16 protein-coding genes are annotated in these 22,096 nt (G+C 46.2%); 13 read left to right on the top strand and 3 right to left on the bottom strand.

Annotated elements, in window-relative coordinates:
• The first annotated feature begins 138 nt into the window (after nucleotides 1-138).
• Together ACH59B_RS01350 and ACH59B_RS01345 are read left to right on the top strand one after the other, a co-directional pair.
• Nucleotides 139-636, top strand: a complete 498-nt coding sequence (locus ACH59B_RS01350) for a DinB family protein (protein WP_016820181.1) — start codon at nucleotides 139-141, stop codon at nucleotides 634-636.
• Between the two features lie 185 nt (nucleotides 637-821).
• Entirely contained in the window at nucleotides 822-2,021 is a 1,200-nt protein-coding gene (locus ACH59B_RS01345) for an MFS transporter (RefSeq protein WP_017425638.1), read from the top strand.
• 23 nt (nucleotides 2,022-2,044) lie between these two features.
• On the opposite strand, the gene ACH59B_RS01340 is transcribed toward ACH59B_RS01345, so the two are convergent.
• Together ACH59B_RS01340 and ACH59B_RS01335 are read right to left on the bottom strand one after the other, a co-directional pair.
• On the bottom strand, nucleotides 2,045-2,866 hold the full coding sequence (locus ACH59B_RS01340; protein WP_017425637.1) for an endonuclease/exonuclease/phosphatase family protein: 822 nt from the start codon (nucleotides 2,864-2,866) through the stop codon (nucleotides 2,045-2,047).
• A 5-nt stretch (nucleotides 2,867-2,871) separates the two neighbouring features.
• Nucleotides 2,872-4,536: a PTS transporter subunit IIBC gene (locus ACH59B_RS01335; RefSeq protein WP_016820178.1), complete on the bottom strand. Its 1,665-nt coding sequence runs from the start codon at nucleotides 4,534-4,536 to the stop codon at nucleotides 2,872-2,874.
• Nucleotides 4,537-4,781: 245 nt separating this feature from the next.
• On the opposite strand from ACH59B_RS01335, the gene ACH59B_RS01330 reads away from it, so the two are divergent.
• The 9 genes from ACH59B_RS01330 (at nucleotide 4,782) to ACH59B_RS01290 (ending at nucleotide 18,112) form a co-directional block, all read left to right on the top strand.
• Nucleotides 4,782-5,789 (top strand): LacI family DNA-binding transcriptional regulator, encoded by a 1,008-nt coding sequence (locus tag ACH59B_RS01330; RefSeq protein WP_017425636.1) that lies wholly within the window; start codon nucleotides 4,782-4,784, stop codon nucleotides 5,787-5,789.
• A 155-nt stretch (nucleotides 5,790-5,944) separates the two neighbouring features.
• Nucleotides 5,945-8,227 (top strand): glycoside hydrolase family 65 protein, encoded by a 2,283-nt coding sequence (locus ACH59B_RS01325; protein ID WP_016820176.1) that lies wholly within the window; start codon nucleotides 5,945-5,947, stop codon nucleotides 8,225-8,227.
• 24 nt (nucleotides 8,228-8,251) lie between these two features.
• Nucleotides 8,252-8,917, top strand: coding sequence for a beta-phosphoglucomutase (gene pgmB / locus ACH59B_RS01320; protein ID WP_017425635.1), 666 nt, complete (start codon nucleotides 8,252-8,254; stop codon nucleotides 8,915-8,917).
• A gap of 165 nt (nucleotides 8,918-9,082) precedes the next feature.
• Nucleotides 9,083-10,561, top strand: coding sequence for a spore germination protein (locus ACH59B_RS01315; protein ID WP_017425634.1), 1,479 nt, complete (start codon nucleotides 9,083-9,085; stop codon nucleotides 10,559-10,561).
• 4 nt (nucleotides 10,562-10,565) lie between these two features.
• Nucleotides 10,566-11,720: a Ger(x)C family spore germination protein gene (locus ACH59B_RS01310; RefSeq protein WP_404303160.1), complete on the top strand. Its 1,155-nt coding sequence runs from the start codon at nucleotides 10,566-10,568 to the stop codon at nucleotides 11,718-11,720.
• The gene (locus ACH59B_RS01305) at nucleotides 11,720-12,838 is read left to right on the top strand and encodes a GerAB/ArcD/ProY family transporter (RefSeq protein WP_017425632.1); all 1,119 of its coding nucleotides are present in this window, start codon (nucleotides 11,720-11,722) and stop codon (nucleotides 12,836-12,838) included. The genes ACH59B_RS01310 and ACH59B_RS01305 overlap by 1 nt, the downstream gene beginning before the upstream one ends.
• A gap of 201 nt (nucleotides 12,839-13,039) precedes the next feature.
• Complete coding sequence (locus ACH59B_RS01300) at nucleotides 13,040-14,695, top strand: SWIM zinc finger domain-containing protein (RefSeq protein ID WP_017425631.1); 1,656 nt, start codon at nucleotides 13,040-13,042, stop codon at nucleotides 14,693-14,695.
• Entirely contained in the window at nucleotides 14,692-17,655 is a 2,964-nt protein-coding gene (locus tag ACH59B_RS01295) for a DEAD/DEAH box helicase (protein WP_404303157.1), read from the top strand. Before ACH59B_RS01300 ends, ACH59B_RS01295 begins: the two co-directional genes overlap by 4 nt.
• A 112-nt stretch (nucleotides 17,656-17,767) precedes the next feature.
• The gene (locus ACH59B_RS01290; RefSeq protein ID WP_016820169.1) at nucleotides 17,768-18,112 is read left to right on the top strand and encodes a hypothetical protein; all 345 of its coding nucleotides are present in this window, start codon (nucleotides 17,768-17,770) and stop codon (nucleotides 18,110-18,112) included.
• Nucleotides 18,113-18,203: 91 nt separating this feature from the next.
• Here the strand turns inward: ACH59B_RS01290 and ACH59B_RS01285 are convergent, their stop codons facing one another.
• The gene (locus tag ACH59B_RS01285; RefSeq protein ID WP_044786833.1) at nucleotides 18,204-20,297 is read right to left on the bottom strand and encodes a family 16 glycoside hydrolase; all 2,094 of its coding nucleotides are present in this window, start codon (nucleotides 20,295-20,297) and stop codon (nucleotides 18,204-18,206) included.
• Nucleotides 20,298-20,638: 341 nt separating this feature from the next.
• Between ACH59B_RS01285 and ACH59B_RS01280 the strand changes: the two genes are divergently transcribed.
• Both ACH59B_RS01280 and udk read left to right on the top strand, forming a co-directional pair.
• Nucleotides 20,639-21,160 carry a ClbS/DfsB family four-helix bundle protein gene (locus tag ACH59B_RS01280; RefSeq protein WP_044786831.1) on the top strand — a complete coding sequence of 174 codons (522 nt, stop codon included), beginning with the start codon at nucleotides 20,639-20,641 and terminating at the stop codon, nucleotides 21,158-21,160.
• A gap of 75 nt (nucleotides 21,161-21,235) precedes the next feature.
• Entirely contained in the window at nucleotides 21,236-21,871 is a 636-nt protein-coding gene (gene udk / locus ACH59B_RS01275; protein WP_013368919.1) for a uridine kinase, read from the top strand.
• Nucleotides 21,872-22,096: the final 225 nt, after the last annotated feature.

Below are 22,096 nucleotides of genomic sequence, written 5' to 3'. Positions count from 1 at the left end.
ATTATCAACTACTTTATTAAAATGATTTCTGCCCTTTATTTTAAACCACGTATTCATTTACATTTTGGAAAATATAATTGTATAATCGTAAAATAAGACTAAGCTAGAAACAAGCTCTCATAGAAGGGATGATCCTACATGTCGGATGCCAACCAATTATTCGGTCAAGCGCTGGTTAAATCACTGGTCGGGGAACGTGGACATATTCGCGTGGCTCGGGCTTTGCCAGATATTAACGTCGAGCTAGCAGGGAAGAAAAACGCAGAAATGCCCTACAGCATTTATCAACTACTGAAACATATGATTTACTGGCAGCAATTTATGTTGGAGCATTTGGAAGGACGGAAGCCCCAGCTTCCGGGCAATGTCATGGAAAGCTGGCCCGAAGAAACTGGACCGCAAAGCGAAGAGGCATGGCAGGCTGTCATTAATGAATTTTTACAAGGCGTAGATCGGGCAGTGCAAATTGCCGAAACCGCGCAACTGGATGAATCACTGGCTCATTTCCCAGGTGAAACAAAAGCGGGATTGCTGCGAAATATCGCTTCCCACAATTCCTATCATTTGGGTGAAATTGTACTGCTGCGCCGTATTTATGGAGCTTGGCCACCACCAGGAGGCGGCTTTCCTGCATAAAGGCACACCTACCCTTGCCATACGTGTCACAACTCCAAAATGGCATTGGGATTTAGGCACAGCGTAGAGTACGCCTGCGTATCCTATGAAGGAACCCGCTAGCGAATGGAAGCCGTTCATGCATAATCAGGAGTCATCGGAAAAACGGTTCCCATAATGCAAGCTCAAAGAGAGGCTTCTAGGATATGGTAAGAAACTTATATTTAAATCGTAATATTGCCTGTATGATCGTGATCAGCCTTATTGCTAACATGAGTGGAAGCATGATCCTTCCACTCTTTGCTATTTATGTAGAGCAATTCGGGATATCAACACTTGGCATGAGCATTTTATTTTCTTTGTTTTATGTGGGAAGATTTCTTGGTGGAGGCATGGCAGGACAAATATATGAAAAGATCGGTGCAAAACGCTTGGGGTTGAGCTTACTCATCGCCGAAATTGTTTGTATGCTTCTGTTCCCGGTTGCAGGAAGCTTCATTGTTTTATCTATACTTAGACTTCTTCAAGGCTTGGTGGCTATAGGGCTAACCGTCTTCGTCAGAGTCACGATCAACCATATGAGCACCGCAGAGAATCGAGGCACGCTCAATGGATATATCAGCAGCAGTGAAGGTGCTGGTATGATTTTAGGCCCTCTTATAAGTGGAGTTATCGTTTTTTATTTTTCTTTATCCTTTCCATTCTATTTCGTTGCTTTTTTTGCCTGTATATCCTTCGTTGCCGTTTCAAGAATGACTTTCGCTAATTCTCTCTTAAAGCCACAGCCACAGCATCCCCCCTTTCAAAAATCGCAGAGAAGAATCAAATTAACGAAACAGTTGTTGCTTTATTCCACCGTTCATTTTCTTGAAATGAGTGCATTTGCTATATTTTTAACATACTTCTCAGTATATGCGACCTACAAGCTCCATTGGAGTCCAGCAGAAATCAGCTTAGCCTTTACAATCATCGGCATATCAACCTTTGTATCAGCACCCTTTATTGGCAAAATATCTGATATACTCAAGGATCGCTTGCTGCTATGTATCATCGGTCTATTGTTGATCATGATGGAAATCATCCTATTTCTGTGGTTCACAGAACCGTGGATCGTATACTTAGGGATGTTCATCGGAGGTATAGGAGGAGCCAGCTATCTGGATTCCTTTTACTCGCAGCTAGGAGATGTTATTCCTGAAGACAATAGAAGCTCATTTATCGGCAATGTCGTATCTTTATCCGAATTGGGGGCCATTGCGTCTCCGATCATCGCAGGTGCACTCATGGAACGTTTTAGCCTCAGTACCCCCTTTTATTACAATATGATATTAGTATTGATTGCGATTGTTATTCAATATGTCATTCGATTAAAATCGAACTCCGTAAAAAAAAGGCCAATCGCATAAGCAACTGGCCTCCTTTGTGTTCATCACAGTTCCAACTCGACTGCAACGCCGAAATGATCGGATACAACGGGTCCTGTTTTCCCGTTCAGTACGACCGTTGAAGATTGAACATGTGCGGCCTTATTGGAAAAGATGTAGTCAATACGGAGCGGCTCCGCATTACTTTCCCAGCCAGCAATAGCCTTGATAACCGTGTGTCCTGCATCACGTACAGCTGCATTCGAATAGGTGTCCGACCAACCGGATTGCAACACATAGTCATATCCTTCTCCGCGCACTTCAGCCGCGTTGTTGAAATCCCCCATCACAAACATAGGAGCCGGAGCTAAAGGAGCGAGCACTTCGATTGTACGATCCCATAGTCCGCGGAAGGATTCCTCATCATTCCACCAGTTATAATGCCCACTGACAAACCAGGCCTGCACTCCGTCCACCACAGTCTGAATGCCCACAATTTTACGCGAGCGGTAGTTGTCATAGTCCTGTACCGAGGAAACATATTCGTTCACCGTAGCTGTAATCGGTGCTTTGGACAGAATCGCCAAACCCTCGTCATATTTGGCAAAACCCACATGCGCAGGAGCCCACGTCCAGTGATAGGCATCGGACAATAGCCCATTCAGTACATAAGCATAGTTATCACGTTTAATGACAACTTCAGGATCTGCACTATAGTACGCGCCCAAATCGTCCGCTGACAAAGGAGTCTCTTTCATGGACTGATTCACTTCCTGCAAAGCAATGACATCAAACTGCTGTTCATCAATAAAAGCAGCCAATTGCTTCAGCTTATCGTGCTGGTTTTCTTCCATCCAAGCATGTGCATTTAAGGTTAACAATTTCAAGCTAATCACCTATTGAGTATGTCTTGTATATCTGATTTAAGCACATCGGCCTTTGGTCCGTAAACCGCTTGTACCCCATTATCTACTTTAATTAAGCCCAAGGCGCCTAGCGCTTTCCACGTCTTTTCATCCCCGACAGCTTCTGTATCCTTCACCGTCACACGCAGACGGGTCATGCAAGCATCCACCTCGACAATGTTCTGCTCACCCCCAAGTGTCTTGATGATATCCGCAGCCAATTGATTTTGAGTTGAAACCGCTGCCACACCATCCGTTAATGTACTCTCTGCCTCGGAAGTCGCTTGAGGCTCCTCATCCGTATAGTTCCCCAGTCTTCCTGGCGTAGCCATTTTGAATTTACCGATCATAAAATACGCGATAAAGTAGGTTGCTACCGCAAACACAACACAAGTCAGCACGAAGTTGATTATATCCTGTACCAACCCCGCATTTATAGACAATGGCAATCGAGTCAGCAGTTCAATCATACCAAATGAATGTAAACGCAGATGTATGATATCAGCCATTCCGAACGCGATTCCGGTAAGAATAGCATAAACTACATACAACACGGGCGCTACGAACATAAACATGAACTCCAGCGGCTCCGTCACCCCTGTTAAAAAGACGGCTGCTGCTGCAGAGAAAATCATTGACTTGTACTTGCTGCGTTTATCTTTATCTACGCGGCGATACATAGCCACGGCCAGCCCCATAAGGATACCCGCTCCGCCGATCATCTGTCCTACTTTGAAGCGGGCAGGCGTTACGTCTCCCAGCAAGCTGTTGTAGGCTGCCGGATCCGTACCACGAAGTGCACTGAGATCACTAGCCCAAGCCAGCCACAGCGGGTCTTGCCCAGCAACAACGCTTCCTGCTCCAGAACCCGTGAGCACCGTGTAAACGCCACCAAGTTGAGTATAGTTAATAGGAACGGTCAGCATATGATGAAGACCAAAAGGAATCAGCAGTCTTTCTAGTGTACCATAGACAAACGGCGCTACAAAAGGAGCCGACTCTCCCGAAGTCGCCAACCAGACGCCAAATTGGTTAATCCCTCCTTGGACAAATGGCCAGACAGCAGACATGATCAAACTAACGATTACAGACCATAAAATCACGACAAAAGGAACAAAACGCTTACCGTTAAAAAAAGCTAGAGCATCGGGGAGCTTGCGGTAATTATAATATTTATTAAATACCACGGCCCCAACGAAGCCGGAGATGATACCGACAAACACGCCCATATTGAGTGCAGGCGCCCCCAAAATAGAGGTGAAATAACCACTAACTGGAATCGTTGCACCGAAGAGGGTATGGGTAGTTGCTCCCTCTTGTGTTAGCATCTTCGAGGATACGCCCAAAATCGTTCCTGTTGAAATATTGATGAGAACAAAAGCAATTAAGGCCGCAAAAGCTCCGCCCGCTCGTTCCTTAGCCCAGGAACCACCAATCGCCACGGCAAACAGGATGTGTAAGTTGTTGATAATACCCCAACCCAGATTCTCCATGACCCCGCCGACAGTCACCCAGAAATGAATATCGCCAGCCAACATCGCTACTACTTTACCAAGTGAAATCATAATCCCGGCTGCTGGCATGACAGCAACAACCACAAGAAGTGCCTTCCCAAGCTTTTGCCAAAAATCAAATGATAGAAGTTTTTTCATGCTCGTTCAGTCTCCATCCCTTATAGTATGTATAGCATGGGTAGTGCTCAATAAAAAATATTATGCAATCGGTTGCACGATTATTATAATGATATCGCTTTCTATTGGCAATACCCTAGTTATAAATATCTTGGTTAATGATGATAGAAATACTCGAAAAAGCCGCTAATTTGTTGAAATTGGAGCAATATCGTATGATAGAACATAATATTTTCTGCTTGAGATAGCAAAAGGAGACGAAGACGATGGCAGTAACCATCAAAGATGTCGCAAAACGTGCTAAAGTTGCTACTTCCACCGTATCCCGTGTCATTCAAGACAGCCCCAAAATCAGCGAAGCCACCAAGGCACGCGTTCGCAAAGAAATGAAGGCGCTTGGCTATGAACCCAACTATTCCGCTCAAAGCCTGGCTAACCGTGTCACACAGTCGATAGGCATTATTATGCCTGAATCGGACGTGGCGATCTTTCAGAATCCTTTCTTTCCAGAAAGCCTACGCGGGATCAGCGAATGGGTAAACGAGCACAACTATACACTGTCGATTGTCACAGGCAAGACGAGTGATGAATTGCTATCCCGCGTAAAGTTGATGACCCGGACCGGACGCGTTGACGGCTACATTGTCCTGTACTCCAAGCAAAAGGACAGCATCGTGGAGTATCTTCATAAAGAGAAAATCCCCTATACCGTCATCGGCAAGCCTCAGCAGTTTGTCAGTGAAACTACCCATGTAGACAACGATAACTACCAGGCTGCCAAAGATGTGGTCACTTATTTGACGGGGCTGAAGCATGAGCGCATTGCTTATGTTGGCGGTGATCAGGAACACATCGTAAATCTTGAAAGACTCCGAGGCTACCAAGATGCACTACGAGAGGCTGGCTTGCCTCTACCAAAAGAATACGTGGTTAGGGAGCCCTTTAATCTGGAGGACATGCGCACGTTATTACAGGCTTCCCCGCCACCTACAGCGATGATCGTTAGCGATGACCTTGTAGCCATGGCCGTACAGAAAATGCTTGCTCAGTTAGGCGTATCCATGCCAGAGCAGCTCTCCATGGTGAGCTTTAATAACTTGATGCTGGCTGAGCTGATGAATCCCCCTCTTACTTCCGTGGATATTGATATCTTCAGCCTTGGTTATCAGGCTGCCAAAAGTCTGATCGAAAAAATTAAAGACCCGAAAGAATTGACCAAGCACATCATTGTTCCCCACCGAATTGTAGAGCGCAAATCAAGCCAGACACTATGAATCTCTAAGAAATGAACAAGAACTGATTTTGTGGATATTCATAAAATCAGTTTTTTTTGCGTTGACAGGGCAAACGGTTGCACTATATACTGAACTCGCTCATATATTGGTTCCGTTAAAACAACGATCTCATTTTCCGAGAGGGGTACGCAATCATGGTTTACAACCGATTATTTGACGTAGATAGTTGGAAGCTGACAACACACACTCTACATAGCACACACATGCGATTACAGGAAAGCTTAACGTCCATAGGCAACGGTTATATGGGCATGCGCGGCAATTTTGAAGAAACTTATTCAGGGGATCATCATCAAGGGACGTATATCTCCGGTATATGGTTCCCTGACAAAACAAAGGTAGGCTGGTGGAAGAACGGCTATCCTGAATATTTTGGCAAGGTCATCAATGCCATGAATTTCATCGGCATCCGTCTGATTGTAAACCAAGAGGAAGTGGACTTATTTACGGCACAGATCAGCGATTTTGTGCAGGAGCTGGACATGAAGCAGGGAATCCTGCGGCGCGCTTGTACTGTGAACGACCAGGTTCGTATCACTACAGAGCGTTTTCTGAGCATTACTACACGTGAATTATGCCTGATTGATTATCAGGTCGAAAATATAAGCGATCAGCCTTTAAGCATTGAGCTTGTTCCTTATTTGGACGGCAATACGAAAAATGAGGACACCAACTATGACGAGGTATTTTGGCTGGAAGAGGCCCGTGAGGTTCAAGAGCAATTCATCAGCCTGTCCACAACGACGATAGATAATCCCTTCGGTATTCCGCGCTTTACCGTAAACGCTACCATGGGTATTGTAACCGAGGGGCAAGATGAGCAGACGACGGAAGAGGGCTTTTTGTATGCTGCACGCCACTATCAATATAACGTCTCGCCAGGTGACCGTATCCAACTGCAAAAAATTGTAGCCGTCACCACTTCACGCGATATGGAAAAGGATGCATTGATTCCGCAAGGTGAACGCATCGCCGTGGAAGCTGTCAACAAAGGCTACACCTCTCTAAAGCAAGAGCATATCGACGCTTGGGCCAGACGCTGGGACAAGGCAGATGTCGAAATTGAGGGGGATACGGAGGCCCAACAGGGAATACGTTTTAACATTTTTCAGCTATTCTCTACGTACTACGGTGAAGATGCCCGTCTAAATATTGGACCGAAGGGCTTTACGGGTGAAAAATATGGCGGTGCCACCTATTGGGATACAGAAGCATATGCCGTACCTATGTACCTGGCGCTTGCAGACCCGGACGTAACGCGAAATCTGTTGCTGTACCGTCACCAACAACTGGAAGGTGCCAAGCATAACGCAGCCCAGCAAGGGCTTCGAGGGGCATTGTACCCTATGGTCACTTTTACAGGCGTGGAATGCCATAACGAATGGGAAATTACCTTCGAGGAAATTCATCGTAACGGTGCGATTGCTTATGCCATTTACAATTACACCAATTATACGGGGGACTTGACCTATCTGCATGACTACGGAATCGATGTACTAGTCGAAATTAGCCGCTTCTGGGCCGATCGAGTTCATTTTTCTAACAGTCGTCAGCAGTATATGATCCACGGGGTTACCGGGCCGAACGAATACGAGAATAACGTCAATAACAACTGGTATACCAATACGTTGGCTGCGTGGGTTCTGAAATATACATTATCGGTCTTGCCTCAAATTTCGACTGAGAAAGCGCAGCGTCTGGCAGTTACAGCTGATGAGCTTGCACATTGGCAAGATATCATCAACAACATGTATTATCCGTATGATGAAGAGCGGGGCGTCTTCGTACAGCACGATACTTTTATGGATAAAGATTTGCAGCCTGTATCCACTTTGCATCCGAGCAATCTGCCACTTAATCAGAAATGGTCATGGGATAAAATCCTACGTTCCTGCTTCATTAAGCAAGCAGATGTGCTGCAAGGGCTCTATTTCTTTGGAGACCAGTTCACGCTGGAGGAAAAAGCGCGAAATTTTGCATTTTACGAGCCGATGACCGTTCATGAATCCAGTCTATCTCCTTCGATTCATGCCGTGCTGGCCGCTGAACTCAAAATGGAAGATAAGGCAGTCGAAATGTATAAACGGACGGCCCGTCTGGATCTGGATAACTATAATAACGATACCGAAGACGGACTCCATATCACCTCCATGACAGGAAGCTGGCTGGCGATTGTACAGGGATTTGCCGGGATGAGAACCTATAATGAAACACTCAGCTTTTCCCCTTTTCTACCGAAGGACTGGAACAAATATACGTTTAAAATCAACTATCGCGGCCGCTTGCTAAGTATTCTCGTACAGGAGGGTGAAGTAATCATTACCCTGCTGGACGGAGAACCGCTGACGCTGGAGCTGTATGGACAGCCAACGCACATTACCAGTGGGCAATCGTTAATGGCGAACAGTGCTTCATAAATGGACCAGACAGGGGGAAAGCATATGAAAGCAGTTATTTTTGATCTGGACGGAGTCATTACAGATACGGCTGAATATCATTTTCAGGCATGGGGCAGCTTGGCGGCAGCGCTCAGCATCCCTTTTGATCGGGAATTTAATGAACAGTTAAAAGGAATCAGCCGTACGGAATCACTCGAAAAAATACTAGTGCGTGGTAACCTGTCCGATACGTTATCAGAAGAAGGCAAGCAAGAACTGGCCATGCAAAAAAACACCGAGTATCAGCGGCTTATCTCAGCTTTAACTCCCGCAGACGTTCTTCCCGGTATTAAAGCGCTTCTGAAGGAGCTTCGTGAAGCCCGAATCGGCATCGCGCTCGCCTCTGCGAGCAAAAATGCAGCGTTTATACTGGATCGGCTGGAGCTAGCACACTATTTTGACAGTGTGGTGGATGTTACGGCCATTCGGAATGGCAAGCCTGACCCAGAAATTTTCCTCGCCGGAGCTGCGAATTTGGGCGTTCAGCCTGCCGATTGTATCGGCATAGAAGACGCACAGGCCGGCATTCAGGCGATCAAGGGCGCCGGGATGTTCGCGGTCGGTGTAGGAACGCCTTCGCAAATGCAAGGTGCGGATATCGTGGTAGCCACTACAGCCGAGCTTTCTTTGAGTATGCTGGAGGAACATTTTTACGAGTTCAAAAAATGATCTCATTCTGATTAAGTTCATATGACGTTATGTATGACTAGAGACGAACACCATTAGGTGTTCGTTTTTTTCTTGTACTGTACAAAAGGATTCATGAATATTTATCACTATTTTACACATATTACATGCATATCATGCTTAAGTTTTTTGAAGGGGGAAACGTCATTGGCAAGACCACTCAAGGCGAAATTGGACCATCTAAAAAAGACCCTGGGTCATCTTCCTGATGTCGTCTTCAAAAAAATGAATGTAGGCCAAACGGGAATTCATGTCATTATGATCTATCTCTCCGGTATTGCGGATACAAGTATGATTAACGAACAAATCGTCAAGCCGCTCATTTTAACTGGAGTCCGTGAAAACCACTCCCCAGTTAATCCTGAGAAAATAAAGGAGGAGTTGATACAGCAGACAGCATTTACGATCGATATGACAGAAGGGACAGACCTTGAGACGTGTGTAAGCAAAGTATTATCGGGATATACTTGTCTGCTGATCGAAGGAACGGATGATGTTTTTTTTGCTTCTACAGGCAAATTTCCTTCGCGAAGTGTTGATGAACCCAGCACCGAAACTTTGGTTAGAGGACCAAGGGAAGGTTTTATTGAGGATTTGGAAAGTAACCTGGCAATGGTTAGAAGGCACATCAAAGATATTAGTTTCAGAATAGACAAAATAACCATTGGAAGGAGATCCTCCCGTAAATTAGCAATCTTGTACATATCGGATATCACAAATCCGGAGCTAGTTCAGGAAGTGAAGCGAAGAGTCAAAACGATTGATGTGGATGATGCTTCTGATACCGGGGTTATTGAGCAATGGATCGAGGAACATCCATGGTCTCCGTTTCCCCAGATTCAAGCCTCTGAACGCTCGGATAAAGCGATAACGGCCTTAATGTCAGGGAGGGTTGTCATTATGCTAGATGGCACCCCTTTTGTCCTAATTGCTCCCATGACCTTCTGGATGCTGGCTCAATCCCCAGAGGATTATTATGAGCGTTTTCCTTTAGGAACATTTTTCCGTATGCTTCGTTTAATGGCGTTGTTCATTGCAACATTCCTGCCTTCGTTGTACGTTGCACTCATTTCTTTCCATCCTGGATTAATCCCGCCTGAGCTGGTCATATCTATCGTTGCCTCAAGGGAGGGAATCCCTTTTCCCGTTTTTGTGGAGGCTTTAATTATGGAAGTGGCATTGGAAATATTGCGTGAGGCAAGTCTGCGGCTACCCAAAGGGATAGGACAGGTCATCGGTATTGTAGGCGGTCTTGTTATTGGACAAGCAGCTGTCGAGGCGGCGGTTGTAAGTGCTTTTCTGATTATTGTTGTTGGTCTTACTGCCATTGCGTCCTTTGCAAGCCCGCAGTACAGCGGCAGTATCGGAATCCGGCTTCTTCGTTTTCCCATTATGATGATCGCAGGGGTTTATGGGCTGTATGGAGTAATTTTAGCCTTTATTTTTTTAGGCGTACACATGGTCCAGATCAAAAGCTTTGGAGTTCCTTACATGTCACCCCTGGCCCCTGTTCGGCTAAGAGATCAACAAGACACCTTGATACGGGTTCCTTTTAAATACCTCAGAAAGCGTCCGATCATGCTAAAAACACAGGACGAAACACATTCTAACAGGAAAAGGAAGTAAACCTATGATTTCTTACGCCTTTCTGTTTCGTCGCACCCTCTGGGTGCAAAAATGCTTTGCCGCATGGATCGTGTGTGCTCTCCTCACCGGTTGTTGGGATAGCAGAGAGATCGATAACTTGAGTATTATTCAAGGTGTCGCCATTGATATGGATCAGCAGGATATGCTGGAACTTACCTACCAGCACTTAATCGCGCAGAAATCCAAAAAAAATATGTACAGCAACGTAACAACCTTTAACAAGGATTCCATCCAGTCTGCTTCCAGGGAACAGGCCAAGCAGGTATCCCGTGCTCCTTTATATAGTTTTATTCGCCTGATTTTGATTAGTGACCAAGCTATACAAAAAAGAAGAATCGACCAGTTGTTAGATACGTTTACTCGCTCCTATAAACCAAGTCGAAAATCACTTGTTATGATCATAAAAGGCAATGCAAAAGAAGCGCTCAATAAGATCGGTAAACATCAAGAGATCCCTTCTATTGACCTTGAAGCAATGGCTAAAAACAGCAATTTAAACTCAAAAATACCTTATAGAATAACATTAGGGGAAATTTCTACGCATATCTCACAAGGAGCTGACTTCATCGTTCAAGGCATAGAAACCAATGGAGGCAACCACTTCTCTGGCGCAGCTCTGGTCAGCGGCAAAACGAAGAAATTTGCTTATTGGCTGGACGAAGAGGATGTCATCGGAATCAACTGGATGCTGGGAAAAACGAAGGGCTCAATTATTAGAATTGAGGACTCAAAAACGAAACAACACATGGTCTTTGAAGTTGAGGATGTCCATAGAAAACTTATTCCCCACCTCAATGGACAGGATCTCTCATTCACAGTTCGTATTAAAGCAGATATCAAATTAAACGAAAATTCGGTTGATCTTGAGGACTTCTTGAAGGAATCGTTCATCCGAACCGCTACACAAGAGGCACAGGATGAAATCAAACATACCGTATCCCAATCGCTAAACACACTCCAGAAAGAAATGAGAGCAGATGTGGTCGGTTTTGGCACAAAAGTAAAAGTGAACTATCCCGCTTACTGGGATCAGGTAAAGGAAAATTGGCAAGATACATTCAGTCAAATACCAATCGATGTTAAGGCTAAAGTACAGATCGAGCGAACTGGTGCTTATACAAAAGGAGAGGGTGAATAATGTCTAATATACCTTCCATGAAAAAGGAAAAAATATCCACCCTGCAAGCCTTATTTACCGTCACTTCGACCGTGTATGCTGTGGGTATTGTCAGCTTACCAAGAACCATTGCGGAGAAGACGCACACGCCCGACGTGTGGCAGGGACTTTTGCTGGCAACTCTGCTTGGAATCGTTGTCATTTTTATCCATGTTAAATTGTGCCATAGATTCCCAGGGAAGACGTTCTATGAGTTCAATCCTGTGATTGCAGGTAAATTCATCGGCTTTCTGATCAATATCGCATTTATTGTGTTTTGCACGATGATCTGCTCTCTTGTATGTAGAATGATGGCGGAATTCCTCAAAGGTCTTGCACTGGAGAGAACCCCAATAAGCATGATTCTCTTGCCGTTTCTTCTGCTTATTGGGTATTTGACCTGGGGCGGTCTCCATGCAATGGTTCGATTGATCGAGCTTTTTTTTCCTTTAACCTTTATTGTTTTTTTATTGTTGATCATTCTTAATATCAACCATTTTAATCTTGATAATTTGCGCCCTGTTTTCCATAAAGGTTGGCGTCCGATCTTTGAATCACTTAAAGTTATACCTTTCTCTACAATGGGTTTTGAATCGATCCTTATATTAACTAATGTGATGACCCACCCACAAAAAGCATGGAAGGCTGGGTGGATTGGCTACTCGATTGCAATGGGTTTGTATATTTTAATGGTAACGATGGTCATTGGCTGTATGTCAGTAGAAGAAGTTTCCCGATTGCAGTGGCCCGTCGTTTCTTTTGCACAGCAAATTGAATTCCCCGGTGCGTTCCTGGAACGATTTGAAATATTATTTATTATTTTGTGGACGATCAAAATCTTCATGACCGCCTCAAATTATTATTTCTATATTGTTACTGGAATCAGCCAGCTCACCCAAAAGTGGAACAAGTATATCTGTTATCTCCCGTTAATTATATTATTTTGCCTGAGCATGTATCCCCAAAATTTTATTGAAATAGGCAACTTCGATAAAATAATAGGTTATGTTGGAATTGTTGTATGTGCAGCAGTACCTTCAGTGCTTCTTGTCATCTCTATGGTCTTCCATCGAACAGAGAGTCCGGATGGGAAACAGTAGAGGATACTTCCTCCTCGTTCTTGCCAATGCCCCCCTTATGCTATAGCGTAAGGGGTTTTACTTTTTAGACAGCGGTTATTCCTCGAAATTTTCCAACTGCCCCCTCCACTCAATTACATTCGTGAACTGATATAATGGAAGAGTTAAGCTACTATTAGATCAATATCAGATCAACTATTCTCTCTTAGGAGACTATTGCATATGAAACCAACCTATCTTATGGATGATATACAGTGGCAGCAGCTCATTCAAAACGTGGCTGACCATTTTAATGATGTGACAATCAAACGAGGTTTTCAGTACTTTAAGCAGGGAAAGGTCAAAGAATTCGTAATGCCTAATGCTGACCATATCGCGGCTGTCGTGGACGGGAACGAGCTCTATGAAGTGGATCTTCACTTGAGCGCTTTTGCTGCCAGCAGATGTACATGCCCTGTTCGCACCAACTGCAAGCATATGATCGCTGTATTACTGAATTACGCGAATGAACAGGAACGTTCGGTACACGCATTAGTGAACGCTCATTCGGCGGGATTTGCACGGTTGGCTACAAAAGCAGACACCCGTACCACACCTGCTTTCCGGTCGAACCCTTCGCCGGATCACAAGGAAGCAACAAGAGATGCTCTCCGTAAAAAAGCAAGCAACCTACCGGACATGCCCGTTTCCGAATGGCATGATCTGTTCGATCAGTGTATCGCCCTTAATCATGTGCACACTCAAAATTCCCAATATGTGCAAAGTGCTTTAGCTTCGATCTATGCTGTGAAGCCGCCGCTCTCACCCGGTATGCAGCAGCTATATGGACTGCATGCCCATCTGCGTGTACTGGAGAAGCTGGTACCTCAGGCCCCCAGGACGGGTTACCCCACTCATACCTATATGGGCTACTACACACAAATTGCCGCAGATGAGCTGAAAGAGGCGATTGAGCGTGATTTTGAAAGTCCACTGGAGCTGACTGATGAACCGATGCACGAAGCCCGTATGGCAGAAACTTTAGCTTATTTGCGCCAGAAAATGCTGATAGAGTCGCGGAACGGTACTTATTTTTCAGACGCATATTATCAGTTCTGGCTGTACTGGGTGCATCCTGCAAGGCGGGACTCTAGCATATATACGGAAGAATTACAGCATTTACATGCAGCTGAAGAGGAGCGTAGTGCTACGTTGGCACGCCTTCCGTGGATGCTGGCTCGGAGCTGGATGTATGTTTACCAAGCGCAGGATCCTAAAGCCTGGGAGCTGCTACATGAGGCAGAACAAGCTTTTCCACTAAACATCTCCTCCAGCCAATTGCTATTGTTCTTACATGCGTTGCGACAGGGCGAAGATTGGATACGTCTCAAAGACGGCCTGCGACATATCGGTCCCCTGCTTCATAGTCATCGGGATGATCATTTACAGGATTATATGCATCATTGGGAGCTGGTTTTGCAACATCTCCCAGAAGCAGAGCAGGACATGTGGAACACGCTGGTGGATATGCTTCCATTTGCGGGTGGGCTGTATGAAGAGGCCCTGCTTGCTCATGAGAAATGGCGGCAATGGATCGACTATCAGCTAAGCATACGCAGTGAACCTTTAAGTTTTCGGGTGAGCGTGCTGCAACCTATTGAAAAGAATGCTCCCGAGTTGCTGCTACCCTTTTACCATCAAGCGGTAGAACGATATGTGCTGGAAAAAAACAGGGCCAGCTACAAAGCAGCCGTTAAGCTGTTAAAGCGATTGTTTAAGCTGTACAAAAAAATGAAGCAAGAAACACGCTGGGAGCTGTTCTTCACGACCTTTACCAGCCGTCACAGCCGCCTGCGTGCGCTACAGGAGGAATTGCGGAAAGGGAAATTGTTATCATGAGCCAATATACCGAAACGATTACGGTGCACATCCAATTAACTACCTATGGAGACGCGCTAATTTATGGCGATTCCTCCATGAACTATAGCATTTCCGGTCAAATGTTGAAGCAACGTTTGTTTGCTTGGCATGAGGCTTCATTCTATGGCACCGAGCTAGAGATTCAGCATGTTCAAGACACAGATATTATCGTGCTGCCCTCGGAGCAAGTGATTCCTTTTCTGGCAGAGCAGGAGTTGCTGAAGCACATCGAATGGATCTGGGACGAGGCCAATGCCCCGTGGCTTCGGCTGATCCCTCTGTTGGCTCACTGCATTGAAACGAAAGCCTATGTGCCCAGCTTCACATCGTTTCAAGCGGGGAAGCTGCAATGGGAATGGGATGCAGAAGCATTGGAAAATGTCCAACCGGCAGAGCTTGCCTTGCTGGACAGCCTGGATGAGAACGAGCGCGATGGACTGGTAGCGGCGTTCTCGGCCGCTGTATTTCAGCGCTGGTACGGCACCGAAGCGGAAGCCGCCGATTTGCGAAGAGAGTATCCGGTTCTCTTCGCCCCCAATCGACAGGTTGCGGCGGGCCTGGATGCTCAGGCATGGCTAATCGCCATTGGCTGGAAGGCCGATACGGCGCCGTTCCGTCCGCTTCTGCAACTGCTGGAGCCAGAGCTGGAGGACGACGAGCCGTCCTGGCAGCTCAAGCTTGTGTTGCAGGACAAGCAGGACCCGGCCTTGCTGGTGCCTGTACAGCTCGCCGCTGATGGCTATGCATCCGGATCATGGCCTGATGCATGGACGGCGCATGTGCGTGAGCGCTCAGGCGGATGGCTGGAAAGCTTGACCGCCATTTTGCCCGCAGGGCAGCGTGCCGGAAGCCGCGATGACATACTGAGCCGCCCGCTCTCTGACGAAGCCGCGTGGCAATTCCTGACGACCGACAGCCAGCGTCTGCTGGAAAGCGGTTGGCAGGTACTGCTGCCGGCCTGGTGGGAGGCAGCCACCCGCAAGAAGCCAAAGCTGCGGGCCAAGGTTCGCCCAGGCGAAGGTGCGGGAGAGCGCTCGAAGGGCAGCTCGCTGTTCGGACTGGACTCCATTGTCCAGTTCGATTGGCGTGTGGCCATCGGCGATGCCGATCTGAGCGAGTCGGAGTTCGCCGAGCTCGTGGCTCGCAACGAGCGCTTGGTGCGCTTCCGCGGCCAATGGATCGCGCTCGACCCTGCGCTGCTGGCGCAAATCCGCCGCGCCATGGCCGGGATCGACAGCACTCAGGGATTGTCCTTTCAGGACATCCTGCAGCTGCATCTGCTTGGTAACACCGACGAGCCTGAAGGCGACGCCTCGGGCGAGCAGCCGGAGGACCCGGCACGCTTCCGACTGGAAGTAGAGCTGAACGCTCATCTACTGAAGCTGATCAGCCAGCTCGGACGGCAATCGGAATGGCCCGCTTTGGACGTACCCGATGGGCTGCAAGCCGAGCTGCGGACGTATCAGCAGGACGGGTATGCATGGCTTGCCTTTTTGCGACGCTTCGGATTGGGCGCGTGCCTAGCCGATGATATGGGACTCGGCAAAACGGTGCAGTTTATCACTTATTTACTGCACCTACAGGACATTGCCGCCGAGACAGGTGTGCGCTCCAGTTCGCTGCTGATTTGCCCGACTTCGGTGTTGGGCAACTGGCAGAAGGAGCTCAGCCGCTTCGCTCCTTCCTTGAAGGTCATGCTGCACTATGGAAGCAAGCGAGAACAAGGAGACTTGTTCCGCGAAAAAGTCGAGCAAGCTGATGTCATCCTGACCTCCTTCGCTACGGCAACTCTGGACCAAGAGCTGCTGCAGAGCATGACTTGGGATTCGATCTGTCTGGATGAAGCGCAAAACATTAAAAATGCTCAAACCAAGCAATCCACAGCTGTGCGCAGCTTCCCTGCACGTCATCGTATCGCGTTGACAGGAACACCTATTGAAAATCGGCTGTCCGAGCTATGGTCCATTTATGATTTTATCAATCCAGGTTATTTGGGCAGCTCACGCGCCTTTAGCAATCGCTTCATGAATGCTATTGAAAAAGAACATAATGAGCAGCGCACGCTGGATTTGCAAAAGCTGGTTCAGCCCTTCATGCTACGTCGCAAAAAGAAGGACCCTGCGATACAGCTTGATTTGCCTGACAAGAATGAGATGAAAACGTACATTCACCTCACCTCCGAGCAGGGTGCGCTCTATGATCAGATTGTTAAAGAACTGATGGAACGGATGCAGAAGCTGGAGGGGATTGAGCGTAAAGGAGCTATTTTATCAGCCCTGACCCAGTTGAAGCAGCTTTGTAACCACCCTGCTCTCTTAACCAAGGAGGCGCTCCTGGATGCAGCAGCTTCTGGTTATAGTCAGCCCGATCTTGAAGCGGTTATTAGCCGTTCATCCAAGCTGGAGCGCATTCTGGCTATGGTCAAGGAGCTGCGGGAAGAGGGCGAGCGCTGTCTTATTTTTACGCAGTATATTGGTATGGGTCAGATGCTTCAGCAGGTACTCGCTCAGGAACTTCAAGAACCCGTGCTCTATCTGAACGGTAGTACATCCAAAACTGCGCGTGACCGAATGATTGATCAATTCCAATCGCACACGCTTCCCCCTGACGAGCAACCATCCGTGTTTATTTTATCGCTCAAGGCCGGAGGGGTGGGCCTCAATCTGACAGCTGCCAACCATGTCTTTCACTTTGATCGCTGGTGGAATCCAGCTGTGGAAAATCAAGCTACAGACCGAGCCTACCGGATGGGACAAACCAAAGATGTTCAGGTTCACAAATTTATCTCGTTGGGTACGCTGGAGGAACGCATTGACGAGATGCTGGAGAGCAAGCAGCAGCTCAGCGACCAAATCATCACCAGCACCGAGGGCTGGATTACTGAGCTGTCTACAGACGCGTTAAAAGACCTCTTCACGCTACGGCGCGATTGGGCATAATGAGGTGCTAAGTTCGTTATATGCCTATTTTAAGGAAGAGTAGTTTATAGCACGGTCCAACACTCCTTTGTGTGCATTTAATATCTCATCACAACAAAGGAGTTGATTTGAAGTGGCCATTCGTCCTCCACAAACGCTGAAATCTACGGGCAGAAAGGTTCCTGTTACGAGATATCGCAATGTGAGTCCAACACAAACCCTTCGTAGATTTACAGTTATCTGGGCTAACAATGATGGTGTACCTTTTAACACGTCTGGATTTTTTGCAACACTCCGGCGTTTAGATGGAACCTTTGTGCAAGCTGCAGGCTTCGACCGCTTTGGTACTGCCCGATTCAACAGAGTCCGCACACCTACGAACCAGCCTTATATTCTGCGTACTTTTAGAGATGATGGAGTATTATTCCGCGTTAGATCCGTACCTGCTGGCGTGTCCTCATTTGTCGTTATTGGTTAAGTTCGTACCGAACGCAGCCTAAACGTGTTTAACAAAAAAAGCAGTCAGAACAGAGCGCATCTGTCCTGACTGCTTTTTTCAAACTACCTACCTACTCGGAATCTTCTTCCACTTGTACGTCTTTCGTAGCGGCTGTATTGTACACCGTTTTGAGCCAGTTCTCACTCGACCAGTTCAGCTTGCCTGCGCCCGCTCCGTCCTTGGCCTGCAATTGAGCAACCAAGTTGGCAGGGTCTTCGGCTGTATAGCTGTATGGCAACGTTGTGAACCCATTCCAAGAGAAGCTCTTAGCCTTTGCTGGATAAGGAGCTAATGGGCTATTCGCAGCGTCACTGCCGCCTCTGAACACGGCACCGTTGTCCGACAAGATAACATCCTCGGCTTTGATTTTACCTGTATAATCCGCTTTATTAGGGTCTTTTTGATTGTTACGCACCGGAGAAAACACATCTATTAAATACGATTTTTCTAGCAGCACCGCGCCGTTTTCTGTTGAAATCGCACCATTACCCACGACGTCAAAATGGTACCCTTTGGCAGCGATCGCTTTGGTCATGTCGGACGTAATTCTTTTTTTGGATCTGGCCAATCCAGCATCATCCATAACGATGTTATATGCATGAGCATTACCACCACGCAAACGTGGCATACGGTCCTGAATATCCAGATAATAATTATGATGCAGCGTCACTTCCAAATCCGCATTGTCGCCTGCCATTTCCGTGGCACCCACCAGATGCGCTTTCTTTTGTCCTGCTGCAATATCAATGATATCTTCTTTACTCATGCCTACTGCACTGCTTCTCAAATAAGCGTACATAGGATAGGAGGACTTATCTGCTTCCATCGCGTTGACTTGTTGGGTTACCCAGCTGTTGGAACTGCGGTCATCTCCTTTGAACAAGGACCAGGAAATCGTAACTCCGTTACTTCCCTTTTTCACATCTACCAGGCCATCATAGGCTTTGTTAAATGTACAATGGTCGATCCATACCTTGGAGCTTGCACCTTCGATTGTAATATAATCCCAGTCATTTTTGTCATAGTTTCCTTTGGTTGCTTCATCCCATTCCCAAAGTTCATCAAATTCAAGGTTACGGAAAATCAAATTAGAGCTTCGTTTGATGACAAAACCGGCATGCTTGATTTTCGCACCATTGGCCGAGAAGATTGTAACTCCATTCATATTCTCGATATAGACTTTGCTCACCCCTGTCTTTTTCAGAACAGGATGTGTTTGTACAGGATTGTTGGCGCTAAATGGCATTGTCTTCGCAGCGCTAGGAATTTCATTCCAGCCAAGGTCCAGATCATTCATAATCTCAATCACTTTAACCTTGCTGCCTTTTTTCAGTGCTTCGTTAAGATCTACAGCATTGTACACCTTTTTGTAATTGGCATCCGTATTGGCAATGTTCCCTCCGCCTGTATTACCATACGAAAAGCCAGTCAAATTATAGTTATTTTTGGAGGTTACACTAGGCTCCACCCCAGGAGTCGGTTGTTCTGTACCCGGTGTCGGCTTCACAGGTGGTGTACTTGTACCCCCTTCTGAAGAAGCACCGGATACAATCACATTATCGAACTGAGCAACTGTTTTAGACGTTACCAGACCCATGGCTCCAGCTGTGAGGCTGGTGTCTGTTGCGGACAGCTCCAGCTGATCATTAACATACATTTTGATTTCCGGACCAGATAGCTCCAGCTTCACTCTGTACCATGTATGGGTGTCCAGTTTGTATTTTTTATTGGTAGCCAGTGTCTTCATAGATCCATTAACTTTTTTACGAATCTCAAGGGCTCCGCCTTTCTTGTTGTACAACGATGCTGCATAGAAGTTGTTAGAATCCGTGTATCTACCTGCCACATATACTCGATTAGAGCCATTAAAATCATTTACATATACATCTGCTTGCACACTATAATTTGTCCATGAGGTATTGCCTTTTACGGAATGGCTTTCGCTTCGACTAGATTGTTGGTATGTAGAACCATTCCCGTCCTTGACCACAGACCAGTTCCCCGAATCTGCAGACCAGCCTTGAGCTTCTCCTTGTTCAAAATCATCACTTACCTGTACATTCTCATCAGCCTGTGCGTGGCCTAATAGCGGTAATGATAAAGACAGTGCCAACGTACTGCTTAACATTACACTTGCGCATTTTTTTAACAAACTCGATTTCATATCACAATTCCCTTCTCAATTGGATTTATGAATACTAAAGCAAACGGTATATAACGTATTGATGGAGGAAATCATATCCATGCACCAATGAGGGCCCCTAATCGCTATACTCCAATAATTATAGGCACTTAAATAAATATTAAAATATGTCTAATTACTTATCTTTTGTCTTAATTTTTCTATTAATTTTTCGTTCTTTTTCGCGAACACACCAAATGATGTTTCATAAAATCACAAAAAACGAGATTTTTTTATTTTTGAATAAGACATACGGTTGTCATATTGAGAATGGTACATATAAAGGGGTGAGTATCACCAATATCATGTAAAGGAGCGATTAGATGTCTAGCTACGACTACGCTTCCAAATCAGAGTTAAAAGAAGCCATTCATACCTCCTACTTACGATTTGACGGTGAGTTCCAGGAGATCGACGAAAGCCACAAGGATACTCGAATCGACGAAGTAGATAAAACACCCGCAGAAATGATAGCCTATCAGCTCGGATGGCTTCATCTTGTCATGAGTTGGGACAGAGACGAACGAGAAGGGAAAACCGTCATCATGCCTGCCCCGAATTATAAGTGGAATAGACTAGGCGAACTATACCAATCATTCTACAAGACCTATTCCCACTACTCTCTGTATGAATTACGCGATAAGTTCAAGTTGGCTGAGCAAACGTGGCTGGATTGGGTGGACACACTCAGTCATGAAGAGCTCTTCACCCAGGGCATTCACAAGTGGACAGGCACTAATCCGAACTGGCCTATGGCGAGATGGATTCACATCAACTCCGTAGCACCGTTTAAAACATTCAGAGCCAAGATACGGAAATGGAAGAAATACAACGTGCAACAGTGATGAAAAAAAGTGTGCATTGTGCTACAATACTTGAGTTGTATCGGGATACATTTAGGGAAGGGTAAGTGAAACGCCATGCTTATTATTGGTATTGCCGGCGGTACAGGTTCCGGTAAATCGACGGTAGCACGCGCCGTCGTTGAGCGTCTGGGATCTAATAAAGTGACTTTCATATCTCAGGATAACTACTATAAAGACCATTCACATCTGAGTTATGACGAACGTGCTTTGGTCAACTATGATCATCCGTTTGCCTTTGACAACGACTTGCTGATTGAGCATCTTCAATGTCTAAAAAAAGGACAAGCGACTCAAGCGCCCGTGTATGACTTTACGGTTCATGCTCGTTCCACGGACGAGACGGTAGAGCTTCTGCCGAATCATATCGTTATGTTGGAAGGTCTGCACGTGCTGTCAGACGAAAAACTCCGCAGCCTGCTTGATATTAAGGTATTTGTGGATACGGACCCTGATGTGCGCATTCTCCGTCGGGTTCTTCGCGATATTGAGGAACGCGGTCGCACCATCCATTCGATCCATGATCACTATTTGACGACGGTTAAGCCGATGCACGAGGCATTTATTGAGCCTTCCAAGAAATACGCCGACCTGATCCTGCCTGAGGGAGGACATAACGAGGTTGGTATTCAACTGCTGTCTATTTTGACTGAAAAATATTTGGCAGGAGATCGGACATGGGGTACTGTATAAAGTAATCCCGGTTGTTCAGGCTGTCGAGATTTTCTCGGCAGCCTTTTTTGTCTTTTGTATGCCATTTGAACTAAATTATCTTTGGAATCACCCTGCCGTTTATGTTAGCATGTAAAGATTAAAAGCTTTAGATTTTAGTTAAAGTTGGAAGCGTTATCAACTATGTCCGTCAGATGATTAGGCCCTCGCCTTAATGGCGTCTTTTTTGAATAGATATAATTATGG

The sequence above is a fragment of the Paenibacillus sp. DP01 genome, from assembly GCF_044784315.1.
Taxonomy (GTDB): domain Bacteria; phylum Bacillota; class Bacilli; order Paenibacillales; family Paenibacillaceae; genus Paenibacillus; species Paenibacillus polymyxa.
Note: the sequence above shows the minus strand (reverse complement) of the source record. Positions and strands in the feature narration are given on the sequence as shown.